Annotated in this window: 15 protein-coding genes; 7 read left to right on the forward strand and 8 right to left on the reverse strand. The window is 69.8% G+C overall.

Translation table 11 applies throughout. From position 1 onward, the window contains the following. The first annotated feature begins 2 nt into the window (after positions 1-2). The 3 genes from ACIA5C_RS06210 to ACIA5C_RS06220 all read left to right on the forward strand — a co-directional run bounded on the left by ACIA5C_RS06210 (position 3) and on the right by ACIA5C_RS06220 (position 2626). A complete protein-coding gene (locus tag ACIA5C_RS06210) occupies positions 3-800 on the forward strand; it encodes a class I SAM-dependent methyltransferase (RefSeq protein ID WP_396051780.1) in 798 nt (265 codons plus the stop codon). 63 nt (positions 801-863) lie between these two features. Further along, complete coding sequence (locus tag ACIA5C_RS06215) at positions 864-1304, forward strand: nitroreductase family deazaflavin-dependent oxidoreductase (RefSeq protein ID WP_396051783.1); 441 nt, start codon at positions 864-866, stop codon at positions 1302-1304. 170 nt (positions 1305-1474) lie between these two features. Further along, complete coding sequence (locus ACIA5C_RS06220; RefSeq protein ID WP_396051785.1) at positions 1475-2626, forward strand: DUF5925 domain-containing protein; 1152 nt, start codon at positions 1475-1477, stop codon at positions 2624-2626. 2 nt (positions 2627-2628) lie between these two features. Here the strand turns inward: ACIA5C_RS06220 and ACIA5C_RS06225 are convergent, their stop codons facing one another. The 3 genes from ACIA5C_RS06225 to ACIA5C_RS06235 form a co-directional block, all read right to left on the reverse strand. Further along, a complete protein-coding gene (locus ACIA5C_RS06225; RefSeq protein ID WP_396051787.1) occupies positions 2629-4032 on the reverse strand; it encodes a multicopper oxidase family protein in 1404 nt (467 codons plus the stop codon). A 2-nt stretch (positions 4033-4034) separates the two neighbouring features. Then, positions 4035-4457: a hypothetical protein gene (locus tag ACIA5C_RS06230; protein ID WP_396051790.1), complete on the reverse strand. Its 423-nt coding sequence runs from the start codon at positions 4455-4457 to the stop codon at positions 4035-4037. A 209-nt stretch (positions 4458-4666) separates the two neighbouring features. Next, entirely contained in the window at positions 4667-4957 is a 291-nt protein-coding gene (locus tag ACIA5C_RS06235; protein ID WP_396051791.1) for a DUF1540 domain-containing protein, read from the reverse strand. A 179-nt stretch (positions 4958-5136) separates the two neighbouring features. Here ACIA5C_RS06235 and ACIA5C_RS06240 point away from each other — a divergent pair, with 179 nt between their 5' ends. Beyond that, positions 5137-5760, forward strand: a complete 624-nt coding sequence (locus ACIA5C_RS06240; protein ID WP_396051794.1) for an NAD(P)-dependent oxidoreductase — start codon at positions 5137-5139, stop codon at positions 5758-5760. A 249-nt stretch (positions 5761-6009) separates the two neighbouring features. On the opposite strand, the gene ACIA5C_RS06245 is transcribed toward ACIA5C_RS06240, so the two are convergent. Genes ACIA5C_RS06245 through ACIA5C_RS06260 form a run of 4 tightly spaced genes read right to left on the reverse strand, consistent with a single transcriptional unit; the run spans position 6010 to position 9857 of the window. Then, on the reverse strand, positions 6010-7215 hold the full coding sequence (locus ACIA5C_RS06245; protein ID WP_396051797.1) for an adenylosuccinate synthetase: 1206 nt from the start codon (positions 7213-7215) through the stop codon (positions 6010-6012). Continuing rightward, positions 7212-8168 carry a hypothetical protein gene (locus ACIA5C_RS06250; RefSeq protein WP_396051800.1) on the reverse strand — a complete coding sequence of 319 codons (957 nt, stop codon included), beginning with the start codon at positions 8166-8168 and terminating at the stop codon, positions 7212-7214. The genes ACIA5C_RS06245 and ACIA5C_RS06250 overlap by 4 nt, the downstream gene beginning before the upstream one ends. A gap of 1 nt (position 8169) precedes the next feature. Next, complete coding sequence (locus ACIA5C_RS06255; RefSeq protein WP_396051802.1) at positions 8170-9108, reverse strand: molecular chaperone DnaJ; 939 nt, start codon at positions 9106-9108, stop codon at positions 8170-8172. Beyond that, positions 9105-9857: an NUDIX hydrolase gene (locus ACIA5C_RS06260; protein ID WP_396051803.1), complete on the reverse strand. Its 753-nt coding sequence runs from the start codon at positions 9855-9857 to the stop codon at positions 9105-9107. The genes ACIA5C_RS06255 and ACIA5C_RS06260 overlap by 4 nt, the downstream gene beginning before the upstream one ends. 95 nt (positions 9858-9952) lie before the next feature. Between ACIA5C_RS06260 and ACIA5C_RS06265 the strand changes: the two genes are divergently transcribed. The 3 genes from ACIA5C_RS06265 to ACIA5C_RS06275 all read left to right on the forward strand — a co-directional run bounded on the left by ACIA5C_RS06265 (position 9953) and on the right by ACIA5C_RS06275 (position 15756). Further along, positions 9953-10996 (forward strand): glycoside hydrolase family 26 protein, encoded by a 1044-nt coding sequence (locus ACIA5C_RS06265; RefSeq protein ID WP_396051806.1) that lies wholly within the window; start codon positions 9953-9955, stop codon positions 10994-10996. A gap of 152 nt (positions 10997-11148) precedes the next feature. Beyond that, a complete protein-coding gene (locus tag ACIA5C_RS06270) occupies positions 11149-13731 on the forward strand; it encodes a beta strand repeat-containing protein (protein ID WP_396051809.1) in 2583 nt (860 codons plus the stop codon). Positions 13732-13953: 222 nt separating this feature from the next. Further along, entirely contained in the window at positions 13954-15756 is a 1803-nt protein-coding gene (locus ACIA5C_RS06275) for an IPT/TIG domain-containing protein (protein ID WP_396051811.1), read from the forward strand. Between the two features lie 69 nt (positions 15757-15825). Here ACIA5C_RS06275 and ACIA5C_RS06280 read toward each other — a convergent pair whose 3' ends face one another. Continuing rightward, positions 15826-16467 (reverse strand): hypothetical protein, encoded by a 642-nt coding sequence (locus ACIA5C_RS06280; protein WP_396051813.1) that lies wholly within the window; start codon positions 16465-16467, stop codon positions 15826-15828. Positions 16468-16589: the final 122 nt, after the last annotated feature.

A 16589-nucleotide genomic window follows, 5' to 3' on the forward strand; every position in this document is an offset into this window, starting at 1 on the left:
CTATGACTGATTACAAGGCAGCTGCGGACGCGCCTCGGTCAGGCGCTCGGTCGATCGACGCGCGGGCATGGCAGGAGAGCTGGGACCGGCAGCAGGAAGCGTTCATGCCCGACCGGGAGCAGCGCTTCGCGGCGATGCTCGACGCCGTCGCGGCCACGACCGGCGGGCGACCGCCCCGACTGCTCGATCTCGCCGGCGGCACCGGCACGATCTCGCTGCGCGCGCTGGCCCGGTTCGCCGGTGCCGACGTCACCGTGCTCGATCAGGACCCGGTGCTCCTGGCGATCGCCGGCGCCTCCCTGCGCGACCGCGGCACGATCGTCGACGCCGACCTCGGCGATCCGGGCTGGCGCGCGAAGCTCCCGCAGGAGGGCTTCGACGCGGTGCTCACCGCGACCGCTCTGCACTGGCTGCCGGCCGAGCGGGTGGCGGCGCTCTACCGCGAGGTGCGCGAGGTCCTGCGCCCGGGCGGCATCTTCGCGAACGCCGACCACATGCCCGAGGAGGGCCTGCCCACGCTGTCGGTCAAACTGCGCGACCACGCGCGCGCAGTGCGGGAGGCCCGCTACGCGACCGGCGCCGCCACGTCGTGGCCGGACTGGTGGAAGCTCGCGGCGGCCGACGAGTTCCTCGGCCCGAAGGCGATCGAGCGGGAGCGCATCTACCCGTCGGTCCGCCACAACCACGAGTGGACCCCGCCCGCGGCTTGGCATGTCGAGACGCTCCGAGCGGCTGGCTACACCGAGGCCGGCATCCTGTGGCGCGGCGGCACCGACGCAGTGGTGGTGGGCCTGCGCTGACCCGGGCGCACAACGCGCGCCGACCGAGGGCCATCCCAGATCGTGGGTGCCTAGACTCGGATAATGCCACTCAGCGGTGAATACGCTCCCAGCACTTCGGATTGGGCTCGCAAGCAGGCCGAGCAGTACGAGCAGTCCGGCGGCACCATTGCCGGCGATCTGCGGGGTCTGCCGGTCGTCGTCCTCACGTCCGTCGGCGCCAAGACCGGCAAGCTGCGCAAGACGGCCCTGATGCGGGTCGAGCACGACGGCGAGTACCTCGTGGTCGCCTCGAGGGGTGGCGCCCCCGAAAACCCGGTCTGGGTCTACAACCTGCGGAAGAACCCGCGGGTCGAGCTGCAGGACGGCGCTGAGAAGCACGACTATGAGGCGCGCGAACTCGACGGCGACGAGCGCGACCGGTGGTGGGACCGGGCGGTCGAGACGTTCCCCAACTACGCCGAATACCAGCTCAAGACCAACCGGCTGATCCCGATCTTCAAGCTGACGCGAGCGGAGAGCTGACGCGAGCAAAAAGCCGACGCGAGCAAAAAGCTGACGCCACCAGAAGCCGACGCGAACAGCGAGCTGACAAAGAACAGAGACCTGACGCGAGCAGACGGCTGACAAGAACAGAAGACTGACAAGACCGTAAATCGGGTGCCGCCCGGGCATCGATGACCGATCATGGGAGCATGCGTACGCCCCACCAGTCCGTCGACCGGCATGGCGGCCGCCCGGGAGAGACCGCGGCCCCGGCCGCGGTGTCGCTGCCCGGTGCGCTGCCGCTGTCCGCGTCGGTCGACGACGGCGACCGGCTGGTGGACATCGTCGATCTGCTTGCGCTGGACGGCTTCACGACCGGGCGGGAACCGTTCGGCCGCACCCGTTACCTGGAAAATGTGCGGGCCGACGCCGCCCTCACCAGCGACGACGCGCGCCTGGTGCGCGACGCGGTCGAGGAGGATTCGCACGGGCGGCTCAGTGTCGGCGACGGCTGGACGCTGCACGTCACCCGCTGGCTGCAGAGCCGCCGGGCCCGGGTAACGGTCACCGCGGTCAGCGCCGAGCTGGCCGAGTCGGTGCTCGAGGCGGCCACTCTGAACGCGACCGAGGAGCCCGAGCCGGCTTCCGACAGCGTACCCATAGGGTTTTGGCATTTCGGTCCGCACGGACCGCGACGTGTGCAGCGAGAGATCGACGCGGCGCCCTGGCCGAAGATCAGCGACAACTATTCGGGGGCGGTCGCGTCCACGCTCGAGCGGCTGATGGAGCTCGACGGTTCGGTGGTCAACGGCCGGCTGCTGCTTCTGCACGGGGAGCCGGGCACCGGCAAGACGACGGCGCTGCGGGCGCTCGCCCAGCAGTGGCGCGGCTGGTGCCAGGTCGACTGCGTGCTCGACCCGGAACGCCTGTTCAGCGACCCGGCCTACCTGATGAGTGTGGCGCTGGGCAGCGGTGACGACGACGAGCCGCGCTGGCGCCTGCTGATGCTGGAGGACTGCGACGAGCTGATCAACGGGGAGGCCAAGGCGAGCGCCGGCCAGTCGCTGTCGCGCCTGCTCAACCTCACCGACGGGCTGCTCGGGCAGGGCCGCAACGCGCTCATCGCGATCACGACCAACGAAGACCTGGCGACCCTGCACCCCGCGGTGGTCCGGCCGGGCCGCTGCCTGGCCAGCATCGAGGTGGGCCGGCTCGCCTACGCCGAGGCGGTCGCCTGGCTGGGCACGTCACGCGGCGTCGGCCCTGAGGGGGCCACGCTCGCCCAGCTGTACGCGCTGAGGACCGGCGCCGAGCCGGTGACCGTCCCGAAGCCCGCGCCCCCCACCGGCATGTACCTTTAGCCCTATTCGGGCCGGTTATGCGAGGAACCGCCGACCCGATAGGGCGTCGTCACGTCGGTGTAGGCCAGGTGCGCGATCAACCCGTCGGAAGCATGCTTCAGGTTGTGGCAGTGGTCGACCCAGATCCCCGGGTTGTCGGCGACGAACGCGACCACATAGCTGTCGCCGTCGGCAACGTCGAGCGAGTCGAACCACCACGGACTTCCCGTCGCCGCGACCCCGTTGCGGCTGAGTACGACCGCGTGGTGCCCGTGCAGGTGCATCGGGTGCACTTCACCGCTCGAGTTGGAGATCGTCATCTTGACGATGTCGCCGGTGCTGACCATGAACATCGGTACGTCCGGGAACTGGTGCCCGTTGATCGTCCACCACATACCGGGTTTGCCGTCGAGGAACCCGATGCGCCGCCCGATCCGATAGGAGAAGTTGCGGTTGGCGCGCTCCGGGTCGAATCCGAGCGGCGCCGACGTCCCGTAGCTCAGCAGGTCGAGTGTGGCCGACGGCGAAGGCGCAGCCGGCACACCAGGCGACGAGCAAGCGGCCCCGGCCCCCACGTCGACGCGGCCCGGCGCGGCGAACAGCAGGTCGACGCGACCACCCGCCGTGACGACCACCGCCTTCCCGGAGATGTCGGACGGCCCGACGACGGGCCGCCCGTCGACCGCCACCACCCGATACGACGAAGAGGCCCAGACCCGCAACGGCCCCGAATCAGTGTTGATCACCCGAGCCCGCACCATCTGTCCCGGAGCCGCGTCCGAGGATGACAGACCGGAAACCCCGTTGAGCGTGCGCCGCCCGTCGTACGTGTGCACCGCCAGCACCTGATCGACATCGGAGGTCACGGCATCGCCGCTCACGACCAGAGCCCCGAACAACCCGCCCCGCACCTGCGCGTCCGACACCTGATGCGAGTGGTACCAGTACGTGCCGGCGGAGGAAACCACGAACCGGTACACGAAGCTGCGCCCCGGCTTGACCGCGTCCTGCGTGACCCCGGCGACGCCGTCCTCCGCGTCGGGCACGTCGACGCCGTGCCAGCGCAGGGTCACACCGTCCGGCACGTTCGCGTTGGCCAGCGTGACCTGCACCAACTGACCGCGCACGGCGTGGATCACCGGGCCCGGCGTCTGCCCGTTCAGCGTGTATCGGCTGCCCTCCCGGCGAGCGGTCAGCGTCACGGTCACGCCCGGCGTCCCGGTGGAGGGTCCGGTGAGCGCGGCCACGCTCGTACCCCCGGAAGCGTGATGATGACCGCCGGCCGGACCACCGCCGAAGTCGGCGTAGCCCATCTCCGCCATGTCATAGCGGGACGGCACCAGGCTGGCGCGCCAGAACCACCCGATCGGGCCCAGCACGGCGAGGGTCGCGACCGAGGCGATCGCGACCTTGAGCGAGCGGCGCACGGTCAGGCGGCGACCGCGGGCGCCGGCGATTCGGCCAGGCGCGCCTTGCGCATCGCGATCGAGGCGACCGCGGCCAGGGCGAACGCGTTGATCCCGTGGAGCACGCCGATCGCCGGCAGCGCGTCACCCGCGTAGGCGAGCACGACCTGCAGCACCAGCACCCCGAACGTGATCGCCGCCCACTTGACCCCGCCCGGGATCGCCGCGAAGAACGAGACGATCAGCAGAAGCAGCGCGATGACCGGGATGACCATCTGACCGAGCACGCTGTGCAGCACGACGCCGCCATTGTGCGAGTCTTTCGAGTAGATCTGCCCGTCGTCGGTCTTCTTCTCGATGTCGAAAAGCGCGAAGGCGATCGCCGCCGCCTGCACCACCACGCCGGCGGCGATCAGCATGGCGAGAATCCGGTAAACAAGGCGCACGGTGGCCCTCCTCGATCGGTCCGATCCGCCGAGCCTAGCGAGACCCCGTTTGCCACTCGCGCCCCACCGGGGGTTGCGCTTTCCAGACGTACGCGGCGAGCCGGTCCCCAACCGCAAATCCGATCGCGGCCCGCCTTTGCAAAACCTATTTTCTCAAACGACAACGCCCGCCACCGCTGGAAGCGGCGACGGGCGTGCAAGAGTGGCTTCTACTGGTGCTCGTAGGTCAGGCAGTCGGCGGTGTCACCGGACAGTCCGACAACGATGCCCGGCGCCCGGCACTCGAGGTCGGCGTTATGCTTGCAGTCCGCCTTCTTACAGGCGCCGACCTGCGCAATCGCCTGCCCCATCCCGCCTTTCTTGGCGCTGTCGACGAACGTGTCACACTCCGAGCTCGACTTGCCGATCGTGATCGCGAACGCGGTGCAGCCATCATCGTTGTAGCCGCAACCAGTGACGGTGCAGGTCTGCACACGCGGCATTTCCATCATCTGCGTCATGGCGATACTCCTCTGGATCCCCCGCTTAGGTTTCCCGTCGACGATAACCATTTCCCGACCGATCAGAAATAACAACACGAATAACAATAAATAGGTTAGGCATCCCTAATGCCGTCGCCCGTCGATTCCCATTCCCCACCCCGGCGCCCGGCCGCGGCGGCACAGTAGGCTCCCCGCCCATGCGGATCACATTCTTCGGCGCGACCGGCGGCACCGGCCGCCAACTCGTCCAGCAGGCGGTCGACGCCGGCCACACGGTCACCGCGGTGGTCCGCGACCCGGCGCGCCTGCCGATCGAGGCCGCCGGCCTCGCGGTCGTGACCGCCGACGTCTTCGACCCGGCCGCCCTCGAACCCACCGTCGCCGGCGCCGACCGCGTAATTTCGGCCTTGGGCGCCAAGCCCAACGCCAAGACCCCGGTCCGGGCCCGCGGCGCCGAGGCGATCGTCGCCGCGATGCAGTCGACCGGCACCCGCCGCCTGCTCGTAGTGACCTCGGCCGGCCACATCCCCGACGCCGCCGACAGCTTCGCCACCAGAGCCCTGGTCAAACCGCTGATCCGCACCTTCATGCGAACCCAGCTCGACGACTACGCCCGCACCGACGCCGCGGTCATGGCCAGCACCCTCGACTGGACGATCGTCCGCCCCGGCTGGCTCAACAACGGAGCCCACCGCGACTACCGCACCTCCCTCGACCACGGCACCCCCGGCGCCAACGCCATCTCCCGCCGCGACCTGGCCCATTTCCTGCTCACAACCGACGCCGCAACCATCGGCCACGCCGTCTTCATCGGCTACTGACACCCAGCGCGCCGACTGCCCTCGCGCCGGCCTGACCGGCACTGAGCACAGACCTCCCGGAGCACAGGACCGCAGGGCACGGAACGCGGGCACAGAACCCGGGGCCTCAGGCGTGCAGCGTGATCGTGCCCGCGTCCACCAAGGCTGATCACTCGGCCGCCGGCTTCGTCGCGGGCTGGGTACCCCATCAAAGGCCGAGGACCCGGCCGCCCAGCCTCATTGCCGGGCTGAGGACGCAGGTGCCTGGGCTTATCGCAGGCTGCGGAAACGCTTGTCGGAAGAGCGCGGTCCGAACGACTCCATCATCACCGGCGCCCCGAGGAGTCCACCGATCTCCCCCGCCCAATCGCCGGGCCGCCGCATCGATCCCATCCGCGCGCGCAGCAGCGCCGCCGTCGTCCGCTGCTGATAGTCCAGATCCCGCCACGGCCCCGGCACGATCCGTTCCCAGTTCTCGCCGTCCACTTCATATGAGGTGCACACCTTCAGCTCCGGGCACCGCCCCGGCGCGTCCAGGTGGGTCACCGCGAGACCGTCCACCCCGCCGGCGACCTCGACCGCGTAGCGATGCGCGACCGCGTCGAAGTGCCCGACCCGGAATGCACCCTGCCATTCTCCGGACCCGTTGTGTGCCTCGGGCAGGTCCAGTCCCGGCTCTTCGGTCACGAACGGCCCCGCGCCGTGCCGGGTGGTGTAGGTCCGTACGACGCCCAGCTTCATAACGGACGGGCAGAGCGCCGACACATTGCCGAACGTCGTCGTCGACCATGTCGTGTGCGGGTGCCATCCGCGCCATTCGTCGAGCAGCACGCCCTGGGCGCCCTCGAATATGCACGGCCCTTCGCTCAGCACGCGGTCGGTGTAGGACGCATCGACGATGCGAACTGTCTGTCCGAACGCGGCGAAGGTGTCCACCACGTCGTCGAGCGGCACTCCGCACGGGCCCAGGTCGGCCGCCACGGCGGCCAGCTTCCGGTGCAACACCGGCCGGGTGAGAACGTCGCGGGCCCGTGGGGCGTCCGGGTGGGAGAGCGCGTACGCCGTGGTCTCGCCGACGCCCATGCCGCACGAGCCGTGCCTTTCCCGGCGCTCCCGCCGGTGGTTCGCCGCGCGGTGCCACGGAGTGGTGAGCAGGGCGTCCCCATCCACCGTCAGTAACGGGAAGGGGTTACCCAGCGCTGCCGCCTCGGCCGAGAGGGCTACCGGGTCGACGACCACGAACCGGGTCAGGTGGGTGGGCACGCCGCGCAGCGTGCCCGACCCGAACTGGGCGAAGGTGTGGTGCCGCCCGTCGGGCAGGACCACGTTGTGCGCCGCCTGCGCTCCCCCGTTGAAGCGCAGCACCGCCCGCACCGTGCCGTCCGCGCACAGCGCGTCGACGACTGTTCCTTTGCCCGCGTCGCCGTACCCGAGGTCGACGACCGCGCAGTGTTCACCGGACCAGGGCTCGTTCACAGCCGCTCGGCGCCTTGGCCGCCGCTCACCGGCAGGCCGCTGCCGCGGACCACCGTGCCGCGCTGCAACGGGGCCAGCGCCCTGCCGACCGTCGTGCCGTGAGCCGAGCCCACCTCGACCAGATCGGCCAGGCCCTCGTCGAGGTCGATGGTGTCCTCGCCGAGACCGACCGTGACCGCGATCGTCTCGCAGACCGCGTCCAGGTCGTCGAGTTCGAGAACGTTCTGTCCGAGCAGTTCACGCCAGCGCGTGAGGATCTCGGCGTCACCGCCCCAGCCGGCCGCGGCCGGCATCAGGTAGTAGACGTCGAAGCTGCGCTGCAGCTCGGCGATGATCGCCTCGGTGCTGATCGGCTCGTTCAGTTTGTCGCCGAGGAATTGCCGGACCTCCTTCGGATTGACGCGCCGGTACGGCATCTCGTCGCCGATCAGGAACAGATATCCGCGCCGGCCGCGCTTGGCGAGCGAGTCGAGTGCGGTGTGCCGGGCCATGAAGTACATCGCCAGTTCGTACGATTCGTGCTTCTGGCCGCCGCCTCCGCCTTCGAGCACGATCCGGGCCAGGTCGTCGTCCATCCGGTTGTCCGACTCGAACTGCCCGACCTGCAACGGCACCCGGTCGCAGGTGGCGTCGCCGACCGCGCCGAACAGAATGTGCGGATCGGTCGCGTATCCCTTCCGCGTCAGCAGTCCGAGCAGTTGTGGCAGCTTCGTCTGCAGCGTCCGGGGGACGCCGCCCATCGATCCGGTGACGTCGAACAGCACCGCGATCGGTGTGCTGAGCGGGTGCTCGTCGCTGTCCCGGCTCTCCCGCTTGCCGACACCTTTCGGGTCGAGTGCCGCGTGCGCTTTCCGGGCTCCGCTGTCGCTGTACGCAAAAGCCGAGGTCCCACTTGCCGTACGGTAGTTGGCCGCCGCCGAGTACACGTCGGTCGACCAGCGTCCACTTCCCATGTCAGTTCCCTTCGTCGATGCGGAAGGGCCGGAAAGTCCGCGGCCCGTAGAGTTTGCCGAGCAGTTCGTCGAGCTCCTCGAGCAGCGTCCAGGCGTCCTGGGGCCGCATGCGCGGAGCGTCGAGCAGGCACCCGTCGGCGAACCGTTTCATCGCCTTCGGCAGGCGGTTGCCGATCAGCCGGGTCATCAGAGCGGTGGCCATGTAGATGTCGGTGGCCGGCGAGGCCTCTTTGTCCCGCCGCACTTCCGGTGGGTAAGTCGCGCCGGGAACGACTGCGACCGGCCGCGGCCCCGAATAGCACCAGTCGACGAGCGCGACCGCGTGCTTCTGAGGATGAATGAGCACGTGTTCCTCGACGACCGCCCCGTGTACGACGCCGGCCCGGTGCGCCCACCCGAGCCCGATCAGCAGCCGCCGCCACATCCAGGCCGCGTCCCGCGCGTCGACCGCCCTTCTGATGCGGCTCACCGGCACGAATCCGTTGAGCCGCTCCAGCACGTTCACCCGCCGCCGGACGCGGGCCGCGTCCTCGTGCAGAAAGCTTTCGAGCAGCCGCGGCGCGTACGGTCCTCCGTCCCGCCACAGCCTTCGCAGCGCCTCGGCCTCGTTCGCCATGAGGTCGTTGTCGCCCGGGCTCCGCGGCACTTTCAGCAGCGCCCGATTGCCGTCCACCGCCGACAGATCCGCCAGGTCTCCGGAAGCAACGAGCGCGCCGACCCGGTACACGGCTTGCGGCGTACGCAATTCGGTGCCGCCGCGTTCCGCGAAAAGCCGAGCCAACCGTGCGAATGCCGCCGTGGCGGCTTCGCCCTGCCGCCCACCGACCGCGTCCGGATGCACCAGCTTGGCCCATTCCCGATAGGCCCGATCGGCTCCCAGATCCTCGAAGCTGACCGCGTTCTCGATTCGGCGGACCGCTTCCTCGAACGTCAGCTTCATCGCACCGAGTCCTCACGAGCGGGCCGCAGCAGGGCCGGATGCAACAGCTGCGCGTCGCCGGCCCGGTAAAGGCGAGCCCGGGGTCCGCCCCGCTCATTCCCGCGCGGCTGCGTCGTTCCGGTGCTCTCCACGAAACCGGGCACCGACAGGATTTTGCGGTGGAAGTTGCCGGCGTGCAGTTCCTCGCCCCAGACGGAGGCGTAGACCTGCCGGAGTTCGGCGATCGTGAACTCGGGGCCGACGAACGCGGTCGCCAGCGGCGTGTACTCGAGCTTGGATCGCGCCCGCTCCAGCCCGTCGGCGAGGATCGTGTCGTGGTCGAACGCCAGCCCGGCCGCCTCCTCGACCGGCGCCCAGGCCGCGCCGGCTGCGTCGGAACCCGAACGGGGTTCGGGCAGCTGCGGGGCGAACGCCAGGTAGGCGACCGAGATGACGCGCATGCGCGGGTCGCGGCCGGGGTCGCCGTACGTCTGGAGCTGCTCGAGATGCACCCGCCGCAGGTCACCCTCGCCGGGCCGGAGGCCCGTCTCCTCGGCGAGCTCGCGGAGGGCGGCGTCGGCGAGGGTTTCGGTGCGGACGAAGCCGCCGGGCAGTGCCCGGCGGCCCGCGTACGGGTGGGCGCCGCGCTCCACCAGCAGCACGCAGAGGCGCCCGTCGCGGATGGTCAGCGCCACCACGTCGACGGTGACGGCGACCGACGGGTACGCCGCCGGGTCGTACTCGTTCAGGAATTCGCGCTCGCTCCGCATGAGTTGTTCTCCATATGAGTAATACTCGATCTGAGAGCAACTTAGCCCGGAAAGAGGCACCCGTCAAGCCGTGCAAAACGCCCTAAAATGGGGTTGTGATCAAGCGTCTGGTGGCCGTGGCGCTGCTCGTGACGGCTGCGGCGTGCTCCTCCCCCGAACCGTCGCCGACGCCCTCGGTTTCCCCCGCGAGCACGGCCCCTACGACGCGTGCGCTGATCAACCGGGCGCGTACCGCCGGCGCCTGGCCGGGCCCGAACGGCCTCTCCGGGGTCAACGGCGACCCGGTCCTCGACGCCGCCCACGCCGAGGCGTTCTGCACCGCCCGCGGCCGCCCGTGCGGCATCGCCCACACCTACACGGACCGCAGTTCCTATCCCGAGATGACCTCCGGAACCGCGTGGACCTTCGACAATTTCGCCTCGTTCCCCGGCCCACTCGTGGTGTCGCAGGGCCTCGTCCCGAACGGCGGCGAGAACGACATGGCAGGCTGCGCGACCGGCCAGTTCGACAGCCAGTGGCGCAATTTCGGCACCCTGATGAACAGCACCGGCCGCTCCGACTCGATCGTGCGGCTGGGCTGGGAATTCAACGAGTCCACGATGCCCTGGCGCGGAACAGACCCGTCGGTCTACATCGGCTGCTTCCGCCACGCGGCGACGGCCATCCGGGCGACCGATCCGAAGGTGCTCATCGACTGGACCATCAACGGCCACCACACCCCGCACGGCCTGTGCGGCGGCGTGAGCACGAACTGCTATCCGGGCGACGCGTACGTCGACATCATCGGCATCGACAACTACGACCACTATCCCTGGTCACCGACGAAGGCCGCCTTCGACCGTACGGCCGGTCGCGCCGAGGGGCTGAACTGGCTGCTCGCCTTCGCGAAGGCCCACCACAAGCCGTTCTCGGTCGGCGAGTGGGGCGTGGTCCCGACCGGCGACGCGAAGCGCGACAACCCGGACTTCATCACGTGGATGCATTCCTGGTTCGCCGCGCACGCTCCGGACCTTGCCTACGAGGCCTACTTCACCAACTGCGACGCGGGCGGTGTCCAGTCCAGTCTGTTCGACACGAGCACCGATTGCCGACGCAACCCGGAATCGGCGGCAAGGTACCGCGCCGTCTACCGCCGGTAACCGCCCGACATTTAGCGATATTTGTGACTCTTTGCTGTCGGGCAACCACAAATCGTTACGCTTCCGGCGAGACGGCCCGCGACGGTTCACCGGACAGCCGGGCCCTACCAATCCAGCTAAGCGGTCCTGAAGGACCGTAGGAGGACCCTCGCATGCGCATGTCCAGATCCAGCAACACCCGAGCCCGGCTGATCAGCGCCGGGCTCCTGAGCGGGGCGGTCGGCGCGGCCGCCGTCCTCTTCACGCCGATGGCAGCCTTCGCCGCAGCGCCCACGCTCAGTCCCACCAGCGGCGTCCCGGGCACGACGGTCACGCTCACAGCCGCTTCGGGCACACCGTTCGCGACCACCGCGAACCCCTACGTCACGCTGCAGACGACCAGCGGCAGCTGCGCCACCAACCCCGCCGCCGCAAACGGGACGACGGTCTTCGCCGCCGGCAGCGTCACCGAAACCGGCGACGCGACGGCCACGTTCACCATTCCGACGACGGCCGCGCTGGGGATCGCCCCGGGTACGACCAAGCAGCTCTATGCCTGCGTCTATGCCGGAACCGCCACCGGCTCCGCCACCGTGATCGACGCGGGCACCCCGTCGCTCGTGGTGAACCCGACGCTGTCGGCCCCGGGCGGACCGGCCGGCACCGTGCTGACCCTGAAGCAGCCGGGTACGCCGTTCTCGAGCACGACGCCCGGCATCATCATGACCACCAACGCCAGTTGCCCCACGAACTACACCACCACCATCACGGGGCAGACGACGGGCGTCGGCGCGAACGTGACCAAGGTGGACGACAGCACGGTGACCTTCACCGTGCCGACGACCCTCACGCTCAGCAGCGGCCTGGCGCGGACGTACCAGACGTGCTTCTACACCGGCAGCACCGCGACGAGCACCGCTCTGACCGACGCCCCGCAGCCGTTCATCCTGACCCCGGGCATCACGCCCAGCTCGTCGAGCGGCGGCCCCGGCGGCGGTAACTCGCTGACCTTCACCGCCCCGACCGGCAGCACGCCGTTCAGCACCGCGCCGGGCATCCTGTTCACGACCACCGCCTGCCCGACGACCTACGGCACCCCGGGAACCCGGGCCGTGACCAACGTGACCAAGACCTCGAGCAGCGTCGTCACGGGCACCGTGGGCGCGGGCGTGCTGGCCACCGGCACGACCACGCCGTACAACGTCTGCTTCTACGCCGGCACCACCTCGACCGACGCCCTGACCGGCGCCAGCCTGTCGCCGTACAACGTCACCCTGCCGTCGATCTCGCTGAGCAGCAGCGTCGGATCGAGTACCGGTAGCGCGCCGGGTGCCATCACCGTCTCGTCGACCGGCGACTTCCTGCTGGGCGTCACGGCTCCGGGCATCGCCTTCACCACGGCGACGGCCTGCCCGACCCTGTACCCGGCCACCGCGACCTATGCCGCGGGAACCACCGCCGGCGTCATCCAGGCCTCGGCCGGGGACATCCGGGTGCTGGGCAACAGGAACCTCGCGGTCGTGGTGCCGGCGCTCCCGCTGAGCCTCGGCACGCCGTCCACCTACCAGGTCTGCGTCTACAACGGCAGCGACACCAGCACGAGCACGCTGGTCGCCGCGAGCACCTACAACTCGACCACGGTGCACACGCTGGTCGCCGTGACGCCGGCGGCGGGCTCGTCGCTCGGCGGCGACCAGATCGTCGTGACCGGCACCGGCTTCCCGACCTCGGCCGGCTCGATCACGGCCACGCTGGGCGGTTCCCCGGTCGACGTCACGCCCATCAGCGCGACCACCTTCACCGCGATCACGCCGATGCACTCACCGGGAACCGGTCTCCCGCTGGTCGTGACGACCAGCGCCGGCACGCGGACGCTGTCCAACGCCTACTCGTTCCTCAACGCGGTCAAGGTCACGCCCAACTCGGCGCCGAACACCCGCAAGGGCGACGTCGCCGTGCAGGGCACCGGCTTCGCGGCGGCCAACTTCGGCAACAACGCCGGCGACGCGCACATCTACCTGGTGCGGGGCGAGTACAACTCGCGTGCCGTCGTGTCCGGCGGCAACAAGCTCAACGGCGCCGTTCAGGAGTGCAAGTCCGTCCTGGTGATCGACGACAACAACCTGGTCTGCACGCTCGACCTGACCCGGCGCCTGGACCCGACCGGCACCGCGGTGCCGCAGGTCGAGTCCCGCGTCATTGTCAGCGGTGCCGCCGCGGTGGGCGACCGTGTCGTCACGTCGACCGTGACCGACGGCTTCACCTACGCCGACGTCGGCCGGACGATCTCCGGCACCAATATCGCGGACGGCACGGTCATCACCGATGTGACGATGGGTGCGAACGCCTCGGCTCGCATCTCGCGCGCCGCCCTCGGCACCGTCTCGGGTGTCACCGTCGGTGCGCCGTCGCGCACGGTACCGCTTGTCACGTCCAGCGGCTCCAGCTCGCCCAACGTCACCGCGCCTCCCGGGTCCTTCACCCAGGCGGACGTCGGCCGACCCATCACCGGCTCGAACATCGCCGCTTCGACGACGATTTCATCGGTCGGGCCGACCGGCGGCACCGCGGTACTCAGCAACAACGCAACCGGCGCGGCAACCGCGACGGCGTCCGTCTTCGGAGCGCCCGTGCCCAACGGTGCCTACAACCTGACCTTCGTCAGCAACGGCGCCGTGGACGCGGTCACCGCCGATACGAACTACACCCAGAGCGCCCTGTCCAGCGGCTCGGTCTTCACGGTCGCGCCGTTCTAGTCAGCACCGCCCAGTTCTGAGAAACACGGTGGCCCGGAGCTTTCGCTCCGGGCCACCTTCTCGCCATAAGCTACCTAAATATATCGAGGTAGGCAAATTAGGTAGTACTGGCATTTGCTCTGAAATACCGCGTTACGCTCCGGAGCGAGACGGCCCGCCGTTCGGACGCGCGGGCCCACCTAATCCACATCGCGGTTGCAAGAAACCGTAGGAGGACCTCGCATGCGCACGTCCCAACCCACCAGCGGCTTCCGGCCGCTTCGAGCTGGTTTCGCGGTGGCCGTGACCACCGCCGCGGTTCTCACCGGCCTGACGGCGCCGGCCTTCGCCGCCAACACCGCTGTGACCCTGAGCCCGAACACGGGCCCGGTCGGCGGCGGCACCACGGTGACCCTCAACGGCACCGGAGCCTTCCCGGCCGCCAGCGCCAGCGTGCTCGCGGCGCGGACCGTCGCCAGCACCGTCGCCTGCCCGACGACCTACGGCACGTCGGGCACGACCGCGGTCGCCACACGCACCGACGACGACAACGCCGCCGTCGTCCTCCCCGTGCTCGCCGCGGGCACCTACAAGATCTGCGTCTACGGTGTCGCGGCCGGCGGCACCGTCGGGTCGACCACCGCGCTGACCGCCACGTCGGACGTTCTCACGATCAGCGTGGCCAACACCAAGCCGGTGCTCAGCGCCACCTCGGGACCGGTGGCCGGCGGGAACACCGTCACCGCGACGGGCGCCGGCACCTACCTCAGCGCCGTCAGCGCCACCACTCTGGGCACCGTCTTCACCACCGCGACGTGCCCGGCGACCTACACCACGACCACCGGGAACTTCGTCGCCACCACGGCGAAGACCAGCACGAGCGTCGCAACCATCACCGTGCCGGACTCGCTGACCGCGGGCACCTCGTACAACGTCTGCCTCTACGCCGGCACCGCCGCGAACTCGGCGCTTGTCGGTTCCGGCAGCAGCCAGTACACGGCACTGCCCGCCGCCACGATCACCCCGAAGGCCGGCAGCTCCGGCGCGGCGAGCACGATCACCGTCTCCGCGCCCACCACGACGACCTTCGCGGCCAGCCCCAGCCCGCTGCCCGGCGTGACGTTCACGACCGGCCAGTGCCCGAGCACGTACACCACCTCGGCGACGCGCTACGTCGGCCCGTACGCGGGCACCGTCATCCGGATCAACGGCGGAAAGATCGCCGTGACCCTGCCCGCGAGCAGCATCGAGACGGCCGTCGCCGCCTCCACCACCGCGTGGAACGTCTGCACCTACGCCAACGCCACCAACGGCGCGCTCATCCTCGCGCCGGCCACCTACACCGTGGCGCCGGCCCTGGCGGTCGGCGCCGCCAGCGTCAGCCCGACCGGGGGCCCCGCGCAGGGCGGGACGACGGTGACCATCACCGGCACCGGCTTCCCCTACCCGCTCGGCCCCAACGACGTGCTGTCGGCGACTGTCGGCGGCGTTGCTCTTACCAACGTCACCTCCACCTCCGCCACGACCCTCACCGGTAAGACGGGCCCTCACGGGGCGGGCGCGGTAGATGTCTCCGTGACCACGGCGGCGGGCACGGCCTACTCCAGCGACCAGCCGTTCGCCTACTCCTACGGCATCAACGTCACGCCGAACACCGCGGCGCCGTCGTCAACGGTGACGCTCGACATTCAGGGTGCGGGTTTCTCGGGTCTGAGCTTCGCGGACTACACCGCGGGCGCGCCCGACAACACCAAGGCCCACGTCCTGATGGTGGACAACACGTGGTTCGCCACCAACGCGGGTAACGCGTACAGCCACGACGGCGTGTTCGGTGAGTGCGCCGGCGTCATCAAGATCGGCGACAACGAGCTGATCTGCAACCTCGACCTCACCATCGACATCGACACGTCCGGTCAGGTCGTGACCTCGACGCCGGCCGATCCTGGTTCGTACCAGATCGTCGTGGTGAACGCCAGCACCGGCCTGACGTCCACCACCCACTCCAACGTCTCCAGCGCTTCCACCTTCACGGTCGCAACGTACTGACCCGACCGGAACAGAAGTCAGGCGGCCCGGAGCGAAAGCTCCGGGCCGCTTCTTCGTGTACGCCAGGGATCAGCCCAGCTTCGCCCACTCCCGGTCGATCGTCCTGCGGCTCACACCGGCCGACGGGTGGCCCCCGAAGTCGACCAGCACCGTCGCGACGCTCTTCGCGGCCGACGTCCGCCAGCACACCAGCATGTTCGGCCGTACGGTCGGCTTGTCGTTGGTGGCGAAGTGGAACTTCTGCGTGCACGTGACGTCCCCGTGCTTGCGGCCCTTGTCGGCCGGCCAGAGCAGTTCGCGCTGGCCGGTGAGGTCGCCCCGGGCGGTGACGATGCGCAGCGAGCCGTTGGCCCGTTTCTGGTCGCGTTCCCGGATGTCGGGCGCGAGCTGGATGCCCGGCGGCGGGGTGAGCGCCCGCAGCACCGGGTGCGGATGCTTGGCCGCCTCCGCGCGTACCGCCGCGGCGCGTTGTTCGGCCGTCAGGCTTTCCGACGGGACCGGGGTCGCGGCCTGCTGGTCGACATATTTGGCCGCCGACTGTTCCGTCGGCGTCGACGTCGACGCCGCGCCGGTCCGCTCGATGGCGGTGGTGTTGCCGCGCTCGTGGGCCTGTGTGGTGACGGCGTACGCGCCGGCACCCAGCACGGCCGCCAATCCGGCGCCGGCCACGATCCGCTTGCGTGTCCAGGTGCGGCTGCCTTGATCGCTCATGTTGAGCCCCCCATGGTTCTCGGCATCGGCCCGGCACTGCGGGCCTCGATTCCCATCGTGGCAAAGCACCGGAGGAACCACTCCGAAACGGCCGACCGGGTGGCTGGCAGTGTGCTGGGAGA

This window comes from Actinoplanes sp. NPDC051343, assembly GCF_044455125.1.
GTDB lineage: Bacteria > Actinomycetota > Actinomycetes > Mycobacteriales > Micromonosporaceae > Actinoplanes.